Below are 15,782 nucleotides of genomic sequence, written 5' to 3' on the forward strand. Positions count from 1 at the left end.
TATCTAGGGTCCATAGGGTCCACAACCCACTAGATATAGTGTTTTCCACAAACAACAACCACTGTGAAATTCGTCGGGCGGGGGGCGATGGGGCGGCGAGGCCGCTCCCCAGTTGGCTCAAGGTAGCGCGGCCCCCGATCCATGGGCGTTTGCGGCGGATTTGGGCCTGAAAAGCGCATGGTTGCTGCGCTTGCGACTTGCCGATCGCGGGGTTGTCGTGGCGCAGCATGGGCACATCGCCCCGTGCGGCGCGATTGAAAAAATCTTCAGGGGCCCGGCGTGGTGGCCGGGAACATCGCCCGGTCCCAGCCCAGTTGCTCGCACAAGAGGCGCCAGTCGAAGCCCGGTCCGGGATCCCGCTTGCGGCCCGGTGCGATGTGCTCGTGGCCCGCGACGAAGGCCGTCGGATAGGCCTGCGCGATAGCGGCGCACAGGCTCGCGAGGGTTTCGTACTGTGCGCTTTCGAAGGTCTCGCCTTCGAGCCCTTCGAGCTCGATCCCGATCGAGTCGTCGTTGCAGTTCGAGCGTCCACGCCATGACGAGGCGCCCGCGTGCCAGGCCCGGTCGTCGCAGCTCACGAACTGCCAGAGCTCGCCGTTGCGCCTCACATAGAAATGCGCCGAGACTTCGAGGCCGCGGATCTTGTCGAAATAGGGATGTGCGTCCCAGTCGAGGCGGTTCGTGAAGAGCTGCTGCACCTCGTCGCCGCCGTACTGGCCGGGCGGGAGGCTGATCGAATGCACGACGATCAGGTCGACCTGCGCGCCCGCGGGCCTCGGTCCGAAATTGGGCGAAGGCAGGGGACGCGCGAAGCGATACCAGCCGGACTGCCAGAGGCCGTGTGCCGGATCACTCATCGCCGCCGGGACCGTTGGCGTCGTCGCCGTTGGGCGTCGTGATGCCGAGGCGCGCGATGCGGTAACGGATCTGGCGCAGGCTCAGGCCCAGCCGCGCGGCGGCGGCGGTGCGGTTGAAGCCGGTTTCCTGCAGCGCACGCACGAGGATCTGTCGCTCCTGCTCGTCGAGGTAGCTTTGCAGGTCGGGCGGCACCATGGCCGGTGCGCGAGCAGGTGCGGCCGGCGTGACCGCGGGTGCCGGCGGCACCGGTGCTACCGGCTCGAGCGGCACGGGCGCGCTGGTCGTCCCCATCAGATCGACGTGGAGCACGTCCCCTTCGCTGAGGGCCACCGCACGGTGCAGGAGGTTCTCGAGTTCACGGACGTTGCCATGCAGGGGATGCTCGCCCAACTGCTGAAGCACCTCGGCCGAGAGGGTGGGTGCCGGCATGCCCGCGTCGCGCGCGATGCGGCCGAGCAGCGCATGGCAGAGCGCCGGCAGATCCTCGCGGCGGTCGCGCAGCGCCGGCACCGCGATCTCGATCACGTTGAGGCGATAGAAAAGATCCTGCCGGAAGCGGCCGGCCTGGACCTCCGCGTGAAGGTCCTTGTGCGTGGCGCTCACGATGCGGACGTCCACCGCGTCTTCCTGCGTCGAGCCGATGGGCCGCACGCTGCGTTCCTGGATCGCCCGCAGCAGCTTCGATTGCATCGGAAGCGGCAGGTCGCCGATCTCGTCGAGGAAGAGCGTGCCGCCGCGCGCCGCCTGGAAGTAGCCGTCGCGGTCGTGCGCGGAGCCAGTGTAGGAGCCTTTGCGCGCGCCGAAGAATTCGGCTTCGAGCAGGTTCTCGGGAATCGCACCGCAGTTCACCGCCACGAAGGGCCCATCGCTGCGCTGGCTGCAGGCATGCACCGCGCGCGCCACCAGTTCCTTGCCGGTGCCGGACTCGCCGCGCACCAGCACCGGCGCCATGCCGCGCGCGACCTTGGCGATGCGCGCCTTCACGAGCCGCATGGGTTCGGACTCGCCGACCAGCCGTTCGAGCGCCGCTGCGCCAGTGGCGCCGATGGCGGGCGTCGCCCTGCCGGTTTCCTCGACCGGCTCGGCAGTCCCCGCGGGACGCGGAGGTTTCGTGGGCGCCGCCGTCTGCGGCGGTGCGTGCACGGCCGATGCCACCACCGAGCGGAACTGCTTCAGGTCGACCGGCTTGGTGAGGTAGTCGAAGGCGCCGGCCTTGAGCGCCTCGACCGCGTTTTCGGCCGAGCCGTATGCGGTCATGACGACGCAGCGCTCGCTGCGCTGGTCCTGCTGGATGCGCTGGAGGATCTGCATGCCGAGGCCGTCGGGCAGCCGCATGTCGGTGATCACTGCGTCGAACCGCCCGGCATCGAGGTGCTGCCATGCCTCGGAGACGCTTCCGGCCGCTTCGACGCGGTAGCCCTCGCGCAGCAGCGTCAGCTCGTAGAGCGTGCGCAGGTCGGGCTCGTCGTCGACGACCAGGATCTGCGCGGGGCGCGATGCGGAGGGGTGGGGATGCTCACGGCCCTATTGTGTCAGCCGGTTTTCGGCCGGGGCAAATGCGACGAAGAACTCGTTGCCTTCGCTGCCGCCCGGCGAGAGGGCCCTTCGCTCGTAGCCGATCGTGGCGCCGTGGCGCTCGCACAGCTCGCGGCAGAGGAAGAGACCGAGGCCGCTCGAGCGGCTCTCCGACGAGAAGAAGGGTTCGAAGAGGTGGCGCTGCACCGCTGGTTCGAGCGGTGCGCCGTCGCTCCAGACCTGCAGGCTCGCGCGGCCTGCGGGACTGAGGCGCGTGCTGACCTGGATCGAGCCTTCGCGATCGCCCGCATAGCGCGCCGCATTGTCAAGCAGGTTCACGAGGATACGGCGCAGGTGCTCGACGTCGAAGCGGACGTCACAGCCCGGCGCGTCGAGCGAGAGCAGCACGCCCTGCCGATGCGAGTGCAGCACCCACTCTTCCGCGAGCGTGCGCACGGTCGGATCGAGGCTCACCTGCTCGGCCAGCGGCAGCACGCGCTGCTGCCGGGCGCGCGCCACGTCGAGTACGTCGTCGACGATGCGCGAAAGGCGCTGCGCGTTCTGCTGGACCATCGTGGTGAGCTGGCGATGCGCCGGGTCGACGAGGTCTTCGCTCAGCAACGCGCTGGCCTGCGTGATCGCGGCCAGCGGGTTGCGGATCTCGTGGGCGACGGCGGCGGACATCCGCCCCATGGCCGCCAGCTTCTCGGTGCGGATGCGCGCTTCGAGTTCGCGAAGGTCCTGCAGGAACATCACGCAGAGACTTTCGGTGAGCGTGTCCCGGGACTGCGTGAGGCGCGTGCGTACGCGGACCTCGCGCGGCGTGCCCTGCGACTGCGCGATCGGGATCTCGCGCGCCTGCGGCGATCGCCGCGCGAAGGTCTGCCGTGCGAGTGCGGCGAGCGGAACCCATGCGGGGAACGCGCCCAGCGCGAAGGGCAGCGGAATCTGGGCGAGGCCCTGGCCGAGGATCTCGTTCGCGGCTGGGTTGGCGGCATGCACCTGTCCCTGCGCGTCGATCACCAGCACGCCTTCGCTGAGCGTCTCGATCACCAGGTCGTTGAGCAGCGCGTGCATCTGCGCGGCGCTTCGACTGCGCTGCGCCATCGCTTCCTCGCGCGTGAGGCGCCGGGCCAGCTCGTGAGCGATCAACGCCACCACGAACAGGCCGGTACCGGACAGCGCCGCCTGGACGACGCGCGGCGAAGTGTCTGCAGGCTGCTCCAGCGAGTACCAGCCGGCATGGCCGAGCAGCAGCAGCGTGGCGACCGCGGTCGTGCCGAGCCCGACCGTGCTGGTGCCGAGCACCGCGCCCATCAGCACCGGCAGCGCGAACAGCGGCGTGTAGTTGATGCCGCCCACCTGCATCACCTGCAGCGCGGTGTAGGTGACGAGGTCGATGCCGATCGTGTAGAGCCAGGCTCCGCCGAGGCCACGCATCGGTCTGAGGGGGCATAGCGCGCGGCGAGCAGAACGGCAACGACGTAGGCCGACGAGAGCGCAATCGCCGACACGTTCGTCGACTGCCCGAGCGCCAGTCCGACGCCCTGCAACAGCAGCAGTACCGCCGCGACGAAGCAGCGCGCCGCCATGAAGCCGCGCCAGAGCCGCGACTGCGCCGGGCTCTGGGCGCTGATGAATTTCTCGAGCGAACTCCAGTCCGTCGCCGGGTCGCCACGTGACCAGAGGGACGAAGTCATCCCCGCTCTTCGGCGGCCTTGCGGTGGGCCGCGCTGCAATAGATCCGGCCGGCGTCGCCGCGCACCGCGTCCGTTGCCGGAAGGTGCAATCCGCAGTGGGCGCAGCGGACCATCTCCGTCGGCGCCCCGACGGCGGGACGGGGAGGCGGCGGCGGGCGCGAGCGAAGTTCCTCCTGCCGGCCTTTGCGCCAGAGCCAGATGGCAATGAAGACGACGGCGAGGACCAGGAGGTATTTCATACTGGCGTGCGGGACAGGACGACCTCGAGGACGAAGCGCGATCCGACGTAGGCGAGCAGCAGCAATGCCGAACCGGCGTACAGCACGCGCCTTGCGGTTCGGCCGCGCCAGCCGAAGCGCGCGCGGCCGATCAGCAAGACGGCGAAGGTGATCCATGCGAGGATCGAAAAGACGGTCTTGTGATCCCACCTCCACGCACGGACGGCGGCGCCGTAGAGCGTCTCGCTGAAGAAGATGCCCGCCAGCAGCGTGGCCGACAGCAGCACGAAGCCCGCGGCGACGAAGCGGAAGGTCAATCGCTCCATCGTGAGCAGCGGCACGCCGCTGTGCGATTCGGCCGCGAGGCGGATCTGCCTTTCGGCGCGCGTCATGAGCCAGGCGTGGACGACGGCGGCGCCGAACAGGCCGTACGAGGCAATGCCCAGCGCCAGGTGCAGGGGCAGCCAGGGCGAGGCCGACACATGCAGCGGCGTTCCCGGAAAGAGCGCCGCGAGCAGGACGGCGGCCGCGCCCAGAGCGGCCAGCGCCCGGCGCACCGTGAGCTGCGGATACAGGCGGCTTTCGAGGCCATACACCGTGAGCACCAGCCATGCGGTCACCGAAATTGCCGGCGCCCAGCTGAACCGTGGGACGCTGCCGGTCAGCCCCTCGACGAGCGTGCTGCCGTGCAGCAGCCACGCCAGCGCCAGCATCCATTGCGTGGATGTCCGGTTGAGCCGGGAAGACGCTACGGCGGTAATGCCATAGGCGGCCGCGGTGGCGATGCCCAATGCCACGCCGAGTGGGGAGGGGATCGCTAAAATCATTGATCGAGTTTAGCTCGCCCCCCAGCCTCGCCCACTTCGTGTGGCTCTGACACCCCCTACCGGGGGCAACACCAGCGGCCCGGCCTAGCCGGTTCCGCGGTGTTCCCCGGCTCTAGTAACCAGGTCCGTCCATGGCCACTGCCCTCTCCGAAAAGTTCTCCCGCCTCGTCAAGCACGTCAGCGGGCAGGCCCGCATCACCGAAAGCAACGTGCAGGACATGCTGCGCGAAGTGCGCATGGCGCTGCTCGAAGCCGACGTGGCGTTGCCCGTCGTGCGCGACTTCGTCGCCCGCGTCAAGGAAAAGGCGCTCGGCCAGGAAGTGCTCGGCTCGCTGAAGCCCGGGCAGGCGCTGGTCGGCATCGTCAACCGCGAACTTGCCGCGACCATGGGCGAGGGCGTGGCCGACATCAACCTCGCCGCGCAGCCGCCCGCCGTGATCCTGATGGCCGGCCTGCAGGGCGCCGGCAAGACCACCACCACCGCCAAGCTGGCCAAGCACCTGATCGAGAAGCGCAAGAAGAAGGTGCTGACGGTGTCGGGCGACGTCTACCGCCCGGCCGCCATCGAGCAGCTCAAGACAGTGACGAAGCAGGCCGGCGCCGAGTGGTTCCCGAGCACGCCGGACCAGAAGCCGCTCGACATCGCACGCGCCGCGCTCGACCATGCGCGCCGCCATTTCTTCGATGTGCTGCTGGTCGACACGGCAGGCCGTCTTGCGATCGACGAAGTGCTGATGCAGGAAATCAAGGAACTGCACGCTGCGCTGAACCCGGTCGAAACGCTCTTCGTGGTCGATGCGATGCAGGGCCAGGACGCGATCAACACCGCCAAGGCCTTCAAGGAAGCGCTGCCGCTGACCGGCATCATCCTGACCAAGACCGACGGCGACTCGCGCGGCGGCGCGGCGCTGTCGGTGCGGCAGGTGACCGGCGTGCCGATCAAGTTCGCGGGTGTCAGCGAGAAGATCGACGGCCTCGAGGTCTTCGATGCCGAGCGCCACGCGGGCCGCATTCTCGGCATGGGCGACATCGTCGCGCTGGTCGAGCAGGTCACGGCCGGCGTCGATGTCGCCGCGGCGCAGAAGCTCGCGGCCAAGGTGAAGAGCGGCGCGGGCTTCGACCTCAACGACTTCCTTTCGCAGCTTCAGCAGATGAAGCAGATGGGCGGCCTGTCGAGCATCATGGACAAGCTGCCCACGCAGCTCGCGGCCAAGGCCACCGAGGCCGACATGACCCGCGCCGAGCGCGACATCCGCCGCAAGGAAGGGATCATCAACAGCATGACCCCGCTGGAGCGCCGCAAGCCCGAACTGCTCAAGGCCACGCGCAAGCGCCGCATCGCCGCCGGTGCGGGCGTGCAGGTTCAGGAAGTGAACCGGCTGCTCAACGAGTTCGAGCAGATGCAGGGGATGATGAAGAAGATGAAGGGCGGCGGCCTCATGAAGATGATGAAGCGCATGGGCGGCATGAAGGGCCTGCCCGGCATGGGCGGCGGCGGGATGCCGCGCTTCTGATGTCCTGACGGCGCGGTCTCAAAGCCGCGCTGTCGGCACCTGGTAGTGGCGGTCGTCGAACAGGTCGATGCCGCACTGAAGGCTGCCGACCCAGTCGAAGAACTCCGCGATGGCGGGCCCGGCGATCGGTGCGCCGTGCTGCGGCACCAGCATCGCAATGTCCAGTTTCCGCGCCATGTCCGACCACAGGCGCAGGACCTTGTTGGACACCATGTAGCGGCGATGGAAGCCTTCCATGCGCGGGATGTGCGGGGCGAGGCGGAGGATCGGCTCGCGCGCCTCCCCTCCGGAAACCATCGACACGCCCAGATCGCCGGTGAAGAGGATCCGGCTGACCGGATCGTAGAAATGGAAGTTGCCCTCGGCGTGCAGGAAGTGCGCGGGCAGCAGCCACAACTCGCTCGCGCCCAGCGGCAGCCTGCCGCCCGAATCCGGAACGCCGATGATGCGCCCCTCGGTCTTGCCGACCTTGGTGAAGTGGGGCGCGAAGCGCTCCCAGATCCGGGAGATCACGAGCTTGGCCGGTGTGGACGTGAGCCATCGATCGAGCGAAGCGATGATGTCCGGGTCCGCGTGCGACGCCACCAGATAGGACAGCCGCTGCGGACTGAAGTGGCGGGACATGGCCAGGAACAGCTCGTTGAACGCCAGGTTGCCGCCCGGGTCGAGGACGGCGCCGGTGCCGTTGTCCACGATGAGGAACTGATTCGCCTGGACCGACTGCTCGCCCCGGACCAGGTCGGTGAACATCAGGCAGACATGCTGGGCATCGCGGTACAACTCGACAGGTTCAAACATCAATCGCCGACTTCTTGACAAAGGGCATGACGATAGGGGGTTCCGGGGGCCGCCTGTCTGATGCACATCAAGGTCACGTGGCCGGCCATTGTTCGCGACCATGAAAAAAGCCCGCGATCGCGGGCTTTTGGGGCGTGGTCGAGCGGATCAGGCCGCGGTCGGTCGGGCCAGCCGCACCGCATGCATCCACGCGCGGCGCAGCACGGCCGGCGAGCGCGACTCCTCGGGAATCAGCAGGAAGCCACGATCGCGCAGCGAGTTGCCGAGGGCGATCTGGCTGGTCAGCACGGTCAGCGGGATCGCCAGCAAGAGCGGCAGGCCCACCGGCATCAGCCAGGTCAGCGCGCTGGCGTCGATCAGCGCGACGCCGACCGCGAGCGCGGCGATCACCAGCGTCATCGGCGCCAGTTGCCGGACGGCGACGCGCCACGGCACGGCGGCGGCTTCCCGCGGAGGCGACTTCCAGTCGAGCTTGATGCCCGTCAGCGCGACGACCACGAAGAGCGAGTGGGCCAACATGCGGACCGGGGCTTGCACGATCGCCAGGGCGCTTTCGAGCGCGGCGCTCTTGAGCAGGCCGCCGATGCCGCCGAAATGGCGCTGTTCATTGCGCAGCACCACGGCCACCACACCGAGCACGCGCGGCAGGAACAGCAGGCACAGCGTCCAGATCCAGAGGCCGGCGAGTTCCATCGGCAGGGCAAGCCAGTGTTCCACCACGCTCGAGCCGGTGAGCCACAGCGCGGTGCCCAGCGTGAGGAAAGCCAGCCAGAGCGGCGCCGACACGTAGGCCATCGTGCCCGTCACGAACATCGCGCGGTGGACCGGGTGCAGACCCGGTTCCGCCATCAGGCGCGCGTTCTGCAGGTTGCCCTGGCACCAGCGGCGGTCGCGCTGGAGTTCGGCCAGAAGGTCCGGCGGCTGCTGTTCGTAGCTGCCAACCGAGGTCGGCCACCAGCCACACGTGGTAGCCGGCGCGGCGCATCAGTGCGGCTTCGACGAAGTCGTGCGACATGATGCCGCCCGACATGCCGCCCGTGCCCCGGATGGGCGCGAGCGCGCAATGTTCCATGAAGGGCTCGACGCGGATGATCGCGTTGTGGCCCCAGTAGTGCGATTCGCCGAGCTGCCAGAACTGCATGCCGAGCGTGAACAGGCGGCCGGTCATGCGCGAGGCGAACTGCTGTGCGCGGGCATGCAGCGTGACGTGGCCGATGGCCTGCGTCGCGGTCTGGATGATGCCGGCGGTGGGGTTGGCTTCCATCAGCTTGACCATCGAGGTCAGGCAGTCGCCGCTCATGACGCTGTCGGCGTCGAGCACGATCATGTAGCGGTAGTCCTTGCCCCAGCGGCGGCAGAAGTCGGCGACATTGCCGGCCTTGCGGTGCGTGCGGCGTGTGCGCAGGCGGTAGTAGACCTCGACCTGGGGCTGGTTCGGGTTGTTCGCGTGGTTCTGGGCCAGCGCGGCGCGCAGGTCTTCCCAGGCGGCGCGCTCGGCGGCAGCGATCCCGGGCGTGTAGCTGTCGGAGAGCACGAACACGTCGAACTGTTGCGCGTGGCCCGTCGCGGCGACCGATTCGCAGGTCGCTCGCAGGCCGGCGAAGACGGTCGCGACGTCCTCATTGCAGATCGGCATGATGATCGCCGTCCGCGCCTCGGGGTTCATCGGGTGGTGGGCCACCTGCTTCGCCGAGAGCGCGTGCTTGTCACCGCGCACCGAGACATAGAAGCCCATGAGGGCGGTCACGAAGCCGGTCACGACCCAGCCGGAGAGCACGCCGTAGAGCGCGATCTGGCTGTATTCGAGCCACAGGTTGTCGTAGTCGGGCTGGACGCGGGCGAACAGCGTCGAAGCAATGGCCGTGCTCAGCACCGCGAGCGCCAGGAAGGCGAAGCGACGCTGGGCCGCGGCGCGCTGCCACGGTTGCCGGGGCGCGCGGTTCGCCTTGCTCTGCGCGGCGGCCGCCTTGGCGGCATGGCCGACGCCGAGCTTGACCAGGAGCGCGGTGCCGATGCTGTTCCAGAAGCCGCGCCACGGGCGGGGCGTCATGGAACCGCGGTTGATCGGGGGCGCCGTCACCGAGTTGGGATGGCGTTCTTCGCGAAGAAGGCCGCGGCGCGGGGAATCCGCGCGGGGCACGACCTTCAGTTGGGAGAATTCGTTGGGCTTCATTCGCGACTCACCACCGTTGCTTCTCGACGGAGGGCGTGTCGCCGATTGCCGGAAGACGCTTGAAAACGCAGTCCGGCGCGACACCGCTGGATGCCTCGAAAGCTGCCAGCGAATGTCCCGCTGCGCGGGGGCGCGAGAGGGAAAACTGCTTTTGACGCAGGCCGTCGCGCTGCGGACGCAGTGCGAAAGAGGGGCTGGAATGAGCTGTCATGCCTGTACAGGGGCAAACCCTGTGCCAGCTCTGGATTCCTCTTTTAAATCAAAGGGTTAGGACGATTTTTCAGTGTCCGCCGAGGACCCGGGGCGCTGAAAGGCTTCAAATCCCCCGAATTTGTCGCCAAAGCCCGACAAACCACGGAGCCTGACCGTCGAACTTCAATGAAATCAAGGACTTAGCTATGTCGCTGGTCAGCGACCTGACTCGCCGGACGGCGACACGCCTTCGGCTTTGAAGTGGCCGGGGGTCAGTTCGTGCTTCTGCAGGAGGCGATAGAACTCCGTGCGGTTCCGGTCCGCGAGGCGGGCGGCGTCGGCCACGTTGCCGTCGGTCAGCTTGAGGAGGCCGACCAGGTAATCGCGCTCGAAGCGCTGCTTGGCTTCGGCGTAGGTGAGCACCTCCACACTCGGAACCCGAAGCGCACGCTGCACCAGTGCGAGCGGGATCAGCGGCGAGCTCGACAGCGCGCACACCTGCTCGACCACGTTGAAGAGCTGCCGCACGTTGCCGGGCCACGACGCCGTGGTCAGCGCCTTGAGCGCTTCGGGCGCGAAGCCGGAAAGCCGCTTGCCGTACTTGGCCGACAGGCGCTGCAGAAAGTGGTTGGCCAGGAGCGGAATGTCCTCGCGCCGCGCGGAGAGCGGCGGGAGGCTGAGCGTCACGACGTTGAGGCGGTAGTACAGGTCCTCGCGGAACTGCCCGGCTTCCATCGCGGCGTCGAGGTCGCGGTGCGTGGCGGAGATGATCCGGACGTCCACCGCGATGGACTGGCTCGACCCCACGGGCCGCACCGCGCGTTCCTGCAGCACGCGAAGCAGCTTGACCTGCAAGGCCGGCGGCATGTCGCCGATCTCGTCGAGCAGCAGCGTGCCGCCGTCGGCCTGCTGGAACAGGCCCTTGTGATTCGCCACCGCATCGGTGAACGCGCCCTTTACATGGCCGAACAGCTCGGATTCGAGCAGCGCTTCCGGAATGGCGCCGCAGTTCACCGCCACGAAGGGCTTCCCGGCCCGGGCGCTCGCGCGGTGGATGGCGCGCGCCAGCAGTTCCTTGCCCGAGCCGCTGTCGCCGCGCAGCAGCACGCTGGCGTCGGACTTCGCGACCATGCGCGCTTCGGCGAGCAGCTCGGCCATGCGGTTGCTGCGGCTCACGATCTCGGCGCGCCAGCTTTCGTCGCCGCCCTTGCCGGATGCTTCGGTCGGCGCGGCGAGCGCGAGCGCCTGCGCGATCTTGTCGAGCAGCTCGCGGCCTTCGTAAGGCTTGGTCAGATACGAGAAGACACCGCGCGAGGTGGCTTCCACCGCGTCCGGGATGGTGCCGTGCGCGGTCAGCAGGATCACGGGCAGGGTCGGATGTCGCTTGCGGATTTCATCGAAGAGCGCGAGCCCGTCGCGGCCGGGCAGCCGCACGTCGCTCAGCACGAGCTGAGGGTGCTCGATCTCCAGTTGCGTGAGCGCGGACTCGGCCGACGTCACGGCAGTGACCTGGTAGCCCGCGGCGGTCAGGCGCATCGACAGGAGCCGGAGCATGTCCGGGTCGTCGTCGACGACCAGGAGGCGAGCGCCGCGCGATCCCTCGCCGGCCCCCGTGGCGGACGGTGGCGGGGGGATTGCGGTGCCGAGCTGTTCACTGTGCGGGTTTCGGATGAGCCGCCGGTGCGGCCGGCGGCGGGTTGTTGGGACGCGCGAAGCTGCGCTCGATGGCTCGCAGCGCTTCGATCCGGTCGTTGAGCTGATCGATGCGCCGTTGTGCATCGCGCAGCTGCTGGGCCTGCTTGTCTCGATCCTCCTCGACACGCCGTTGTTCCGCGATGCGCGCCACGAGCGTGCGTGCGAGGGGCTGCAGCGGCTGGGCTTCGGCCGCCGGATTCGTGACCACCTTCTGCAGCAGGCTCTGCGCGCGCGCAAGGTCGCCCGGGTTGCGCGTCTGCGCGAGCACGAGCGAGGTCTGCATCTGCGTCGTCGGCGTCTCGGCGAGTTCGGCGAGACGGGTGAGTTCGTTCGCGAGCTCGGGCGGGCCCAGCGGCCGGACCTTGTCGGCGTAGGCCAGCATGGCGCCGACCGGACCCTGCGCGAGCTGCGAGAAGATGCCGCCCGGCTGCGTGGCCGGGGCGACCGGTTCCGCCTCCACGGGCGTGATCGGCGGCGGTGGGGGCGGCTGCACCGGGACGACGACAGGCGCCGGCGGCGGCTTGCGCGGCGGCGCCCCGCAGCCGGTCAGCAGCACCGGCATGACGAACGTCACGACGATGGCGGACCTGCGGAAGATCGAGGAAGGCATGGATCGGAAAGGGAACGTGTGCGGCGGACTTCAGGCGGTACGCGGCAGTTCGATGCGGAAGCGCGCGCCCGGCCCGTCCGGCAGCAGCGAGATGCGGCCGCCGTGGGCTGCAATGTACTCCTGCACGATCGACAGGCCGATGCCCGTGCCCTTCACCGAATGCTGGGGCTGCCGCTCGCCGCGGTAGAAGGGTTCGAAGATGCGGTCGCGGTCGCCCTCGGCGATGCCCGGGCCCGCGTCGCTGATCTCGATGACGGCCGTGTCGGCCGTGCCCGAGACGGTCATGGTGATGTTGCCGCCGCGCGCCGAAAAGCGGATCGCGTTCGAGAGCAGGTTGGCGATCGCGGTGCCGAGCTTCACGCGGTCGACCACCACCGAGATCGGGTCGCCCTCGGCGCGCACCGTGAGCCCCTGGGCCTGCCATTGCAGGCGCTGGGCTTCGATCTGCTCCTCGAGCAGCGGGAGCAGCGCGGTGCGCTCGCGGCGCAGTTCGCGCGCCTCGAAGGCCGCGGCGTTGAAGCGCAGCAGCGCTTCGATCTGCCCCTGCAGCGCGACGGTGTTCTGCTGCAGGATCTGGGCGACTTCGCGCTGCGCCGGGTTCAGGGGGCCGGTCACGCCGTCTTCCAGCAGGGAGACGCCTTCGCGCAGGGCTGCGAGCGGGGTCTTGAGTTCATGCGATACGTGTCGCAGGAAGCGTGCCTTGTCGGCGTCCAGCTCGGTCAGCCGCAGGCGAAGCCATTCGAGCTGCTGCGAGACACGGCGCACGTCCGAAGGGCCATGGATGTCGATCGGTTCGTCGAGACGGTTTTCGCCCAGGCCGATGATGGCGCGCTGCAGTCGCTTGAAAGGCCGTGCGAGCCACACGCCGAAGGCCAGCGCCAGCGAGACGGCCAGTGCGCTGGCCGCCACCACCAGCCGCATCAGGCGGATGCGCGCGGTCTCGATGCGCTCGGCCAGTGCGTTGTTCTGCGTCTCGATAAGGAACTGCGCCTGCTGGGCGATGTTGGTGTTGAGCGCGTCGAGGTCGCGAAATTGCATCGCCATCGAGCTTTCGCGCGCCAGCGCCGTTTCGGGGGCGCCGCTCATCAGGCCCTGGATCACCTCCAGCTGCTCGCGCCATTTCTGGGGGCCGTCGGCGCCGAGGCCGTTGGCGGTGAGCCGGTCCAGCACCTGCACTGGCATCGCGGCTCGCGTCGTCGAAGCGGCGGCGCAGCACCGCATCGTTGAGCACCAGCGACTGGCGTCCGGCGCGCTCCATGGCGGCGGTGCGCTCGGCCAGCGACTGGGCGGCGCCCGAGAGCGTGAGCGCGCGCGCCGCCGCATCGCGGCTCTGCGTCATGAGCACGTCGTACTGGAAGACGGCGCGCAGCGCCACGCCCACGAGCAGGGCGGTGATGAGAAGGAACGCGAAAAGCAGCAGCTGCTGGAACGAGCCGCGCGCGGACATCGACTTCGCCATCAGGCGGCAGTCACCGCCGGGTGGCCGACTTGCGTCGATTCGGTGGTCACGACCTCTCCTCGCAAGGTGTACGCGAGAGACGTCGTGATGCGCAGGTCGATCATCTGGCCGACCAGGCGCGCGTCGCCTTCGAAGTTGACCACCCGATTGCACTCGGTGCGGCCCATCAGCTCGCGCGCGTTCTTGCGTGATGCGCCTTCGACCAGCACACGCTGCACGGTGCCGACGCGGGCCTCGCCGAAGCGCTTGACGTTGCCGTCGATCACCGACTGGAGCTGCTGCAGCCGCGCGAGCTTGACCGAATGCGGCGTGTCGTCGTGCAGCGCCGCGGCGGGCGTGCCGGGCCGGGGGCTGAAGATGAAGCTGAAGCTGGCGTCGAATTCGAGATCGTCGATGAGCTTCATCATCTTCGCGAAGTCCTCGTCGGTCTCGCCGGGAAAGCCGACGATGAAGTCGCTGCTGAGCGCGAGCTGGGGGCGGATGGCGCGCAGCTTGCGCACCGTGCTCTTGTATTCCATCGCGGTGTAGCCGCGCTTCATCGCCATGAGGATGCGGTCGCTGCCGTGCTGCACCGGCAGGTGCAGGTGGCTCACGAGCTTCGGCACGCGCGCGTAGGTTTCGATCAGCCGCGGCGTGAATTCATTGGGGTGGCTCGTCGTGTAGCGGATGCGCTCGATGCCGGGGATCTCGGCGACGTATTCGATCAGCGTGGCGAAATCGGCGATCTCGGCGGTGTCGCCCATGGTGCCGCGGTAAGCGTTCACGTTCTGGCCGAGCAGCGTGACTTCGCGCACGCCCTGGTCGGCGAGACCCGCGATCTCGACCAGCACGTCGTCCAGCGGCCGGTTCACTTCCTCGCCGCGGGTGTAGGGCACCACGCAGTAGCTGCAGTACTTGGAGCAGCCTTCCATGATCGACACGAAGGCGGTGGCGCCTTCGACGCGCGCGGGCGGCAGGTGGTCGAACTTCTCGATCTCCGGGAAGCTGATGTCCACCTGCGGACGGCCTTCGCGCTCGCGCTGGCTCAGCATCTCGGGCAGGCGGTGCAGCGTCTGCGGGCCGAACACCACGTCCACGTAGGGCGCGCGGGCGATGATGGCGTCGCCCTCCTGGCTCGCGACACAACCGCCGACGCCGATCTTCACGCCCTTGGCCTTGAGGTGCTTGATGCGGCCGAGGTCGGAGAACACCTTCTCCTGCGCTTTCTCGCGCACCGAGCAGGTATTGAAAAGAATGAGGTCGGCCTCTTCCACGTCCGTGGTGGGCTCGTAGCCCTCGGCGGCGTGCAGCACGTCGGCCATCTTGTCCGAGTCGTACTCGTTCATCTGGCAGCCAAACGTCTTGATGAAAACTTTGCGGGTCATGGGGCTCTCCGGGGGAGATGCAAGGGTCATTGCGAGTGCAGACAAGGCGCGGGGCACCGTGGAACTGGCTCCGCCGGGCCGCCGGTGCCGCCCCCGGAAGGGGGTTGGCGGCTACACGCAGTGAGCAAGCCTGGGGGCGAGCTTGTTTACTGCCCGTAGCGGGGAAGCTGATCGAACGGGGTCTTGCCGTCGTCGCGCGGACCGCTCTCGGCCACGAAGGGCCAGAAATTGAAAAGCGGCCGGTCGGCGGTCGCGCGTTTGGTGGCGGCTTCCTCGGGTGTGAGGATCCAGACTTCGCGCACCAGTCCGGCCGCGTCCCGCGTGTAGTTCACCAGCAGGTTCTGGCCGGTAATGGATGCGGGCATCACCAGCATCCGGTTGGCGCTCATGATGCGCGCGCCGGGCGAGAGGTTCTCGGCACGGCCGTCGAGCGTGATCTGGGGGTAGTTCACCACCATGAACTGCCCGCGCAGCGTGCCCACGGGGAAGTTGCGGCCGCCGTTGGCGGCTTCGTTCTGGGTGTTGGGGATCTGTGCGGTCTGCGCCGCGGCGGGGAGGAGAAGAGTGCGGCCGGCGCGAGCATGACGCCCAGGGTGGCCAGCAGGGCGGAATTCAGGAGCTTCTTGCAGCGGTTCATGGGGTTCATCCAGAGGCTGGGGATCGGCGATTTTAGCGGTCGGCCCCCACACGCGAGGCCCGCCGATGTGCCGTTGTGCCTGAGCGCTTTACTTATCTTTACGGACGGTGGGGGCGCTTTCCCTCGTGCGCTGCTCCAATAGCTGCGGCCGGAAAATTCCGACGTGTCGTATTTCTTCTAGTGCGACTCCCATTCCGGCATGTAGAGCTTCGATCCATGATG

At 68.3% G+C, this 15,782-nt stretch carries 10 protein-coding genes and 3 pseudogenes; 1 reads left to right on the top strand and 12 read right to left on the bottom strand.

Annotated elements, in window-relative coordinates; translation table 11 throughout:
• Window positions 1-266 precede the first annotated feature (266 nt).
• The 5 genes and pseudogenes from ampD to ACQ858_RS02140 all read right to left on the bottom strand — a co-directional run bounded on the left by ampD (window position 267) and on the right by ACQ858_RS02140 (window position 5,118).
• Window positions 267-857 (bottom strand): 1,6-anhydro-N-acetylmuramyl-L-alanine amidase AmpD, encoded by a 591-nt coding sequence (gene ampD, locus ACQ858_RS02120; protein ID WP_431275206.1) that lies wholly within the window; start codon window positions 855-857, stop codon window positions 267-269.
• Window positions 850-2,340 carry a sigma-54-dependent transcriptional regulator gene (locus tag ACQ858_RS02125; RefSeq protein ID WP_431276765.1) on the bottom strand — a complete coding sequence of 497 codons (1,491 nt, stop codon included), beginning with the start codon at window positions 2,338-2,340 and terminating at the stop codon, window positions 850-852. Before ACQ858_RS02125 ends, ampD begins: the two co-directional genes overlap by 8 nt.
• 42 nt (window positions 2,341-2,382) lie before the next feature.
• Window positions 2,383-4,073, bottom strand: a pseudogene (locus tag ACQ858_RS02130) (sensor histidine kinase).
• Window positions 4,070-4,312 carry a PP0621 family protein gene (locus ACQ858_RS02135; protein ID WP_431275207.1) on the bottom strand — a complete coding sequence of 81 codons (243 nt, stop codon included), beginning with the start codon at window positions 4,310-4,312 and terminating at the stop codon, window positions 4,070-4,072. The pseudogene ACQ858_RS02130 and the gene ACQ858_RS02135 overlap by 4 nt, the downstream one beginning before the upstream one ends.
• Complete coding sequence (locus tag ACQ858_RS02140) at window positions 4,309-5,118, bottom strand: cytochrome C assembly family protein (protein WP_431275208.1); 810 nt, start codon at window positions 5,116-5,118, stop codon at window positions 4,309-4,311. The genes ACQ858_RS02135 and ACQ858_RS02140 overlap by 4 nt, the downstream gene beginning before the upstream one ends.
• A gap of 131 nt (window positions 5,119-5,249) precedes the next feature.
• On the opposite strand from ACQ858_RS02140, the gene ffh reads away from it, so the two are divergent.
• A complete protein-coding gene (gene ffh / locus ACQ858_RS02145; RefSeq protein WP_431275209.1) occupies window positions 5,250-6,632 on the top strand; it encodes a signal recognition particle protein in 1,383 nt (460 codons plus the stop codon).
• An 18-nt stretch (window positions 6,633-6,650) separates the two neighbouring features.
• On the opposite strand, the gene ACQ858_RS02150 is transcribed toward ffh, so the two are convergent.
• The 7 genes and pseudogenes from ACQ858_RS02150 to ACQ858_RS02180 form a co-directional block, all read right to left on the bottom strand.
• Window positions 6,651-7,430 (bottom strand): MBL fold metallo-hydrolase, encoded by a 780-nt coding sequence (locus ACQ858_RS02150; protein WP_431275210.1) that lies wholly within the window; start codon window positions 7,428-7,430, stop codon window positions 6,651-6,653.
• 147 nt (window positions 7,431-7,577) lie between these two features.
• A pseudogene (gene mdoH, locus ACQ858_RS02155) lies at window positions 7,578-9,603 on the bottom strand (glucans biosynthesis glucosyltransferase MdoH).
• Between the two features lie 408 nt (window positions 9,604-10,011).
• Window positions 10,012-11,349 carry a sigma 54-interacting transcriptional regulator gene (locus ACQ858_RS02160; protein WP_431275211.1) on the bottom strand — a complete coding sequence of 446 codons (1,338 nt, stop codon included), beginning with the start codon at window positions 11,347-11,349 and terminating at the stop codon, window positions 10,012-10,014.
• A gap of 97 nt (window positions 11,350-11,446) precedes the next feature.
• Window positions 11,447-12,100 carry a hypothetical protein gene (locus ACQ858_RS02165; RefSeq protein WP_431275212.1) on the bottom strand — a complete coding sequence of 218 codons (654 nt, stop codon included), beginning with the start codon at window positions 12,098-12,100 and terminating at the stop codon, window positions 11,447-11,449.
• Between the two features lie 30 nt (window positions 12,101-12,130).
• Window positions 12,131-13,559 (bottom strand): annotated as a pseudogene (locus ACQ858_RS02170) (sensor histidine kinase).
• Window positions 13,559-14,923: a tRNA (N6-isopentenyl adenosine(37)-C2)-methylthiotransferase MiaB gene (miaB, locus tag ACQ858_RS02175; protein ID WP_431275213.1), complete on the bottom strand. Its 1,365-nt coding sequence runs from the start codon at window positions 14,921-14,923 to the stop codon at window positions 13,559-13,561. Before miaB ends, ACQ858_RS02170 begins: the two are co-directional and overlap by 1 nt.
• A gap of 146 nt (window positions 14,924-15,069) precedes the next feature.
• The gene (locus ACQ858_RS02180; RefSeq protein WP_431275214.1) at window positions 15,070-15,612 is read right to left on the bottom strand and encodes a hypothetical protein; all 543 of its coding nucleotides are present in this window, start codon (window positions 15,610-15,612) and stop codon (window positions 15,070-15,072) included.
• Window positions 15,613-15,782: the final 170 nt, after the last annotated feature.

The sequence above is a fragment of the Variovorax ureilyticus genome (assembly GCF_050632185.1).
Classification (GTDB): domain Bacteria; phylum Pseudomonadota; class Gammaproteobacteria; order Burkholderiales; family Burkholderiaceae_C; genus Variovorax; species Variovorax ureilyticus_A.

What these genes read in the sequence shown, in the direction of transcription:
- ACQ858_RS02140 (WP_431275208.1), bottom strand. Translation starts at nt 5,118, where the DNA reads ATGATTTTAGCGATCCCCTCCCCACTCGGCGTGGCATTGGGCATCGCC.
- ffh (WP_431275209.1), top strand. Translation starts at nt 5,250, where the DNA reads ATGGCCACTGCCCTCTCCGAAAAGTTCTCCCGCCTCGTCAAGCACGTC.
- ACQ858_RS02135 (WP_431275207.1), bottom strand. Translation starts at nt 4,312, where the DNA reads ATGAAATACCTCCTGGTCCTCGCCGTCGTCTTCATTGCCATCTGGCTC.
- ACQ858_RS02165 (WP_431275212.1), bottom strand. Translation starts at nt 12,100, where the DNA reads ATGCCTTCCTCGATCTTCCGCAGGTCCGCCATCGTCGTGACGTTCGTC.
- ampD (WP_431275206.1), bottom strand. Translation starts at nt 857, where the DNA reads ATGAGTGATCCGGCACACGGCCTCTGGCAGTCCGGCTGGTATCGCTTC.
- ACQ858_RS02150 (WP_431275210.1), bottom strand. Translation starts at nt 7,430, where the DNA reads ATGTTTGAACCTGTCGAGTTGTACCGCGATGCCCAGCATGTCTGCCTG.
- ACQ858_RS02160 (WP_431275211.1), bottom strand. Translation starts at nt 11,349, where the DNA reads ATGCTCCGGCTCCTGTCGATGCGCCTGACCGCCGCGGGCTACCAGGTC.
- miaB (WP_431275213.1), bottom strand. Translation starts at nt 14,923, where the DNA reads ATGACCCGCAAAGTTTTCATCAAGACGTTTGGCTGCCAGATGAACGAG.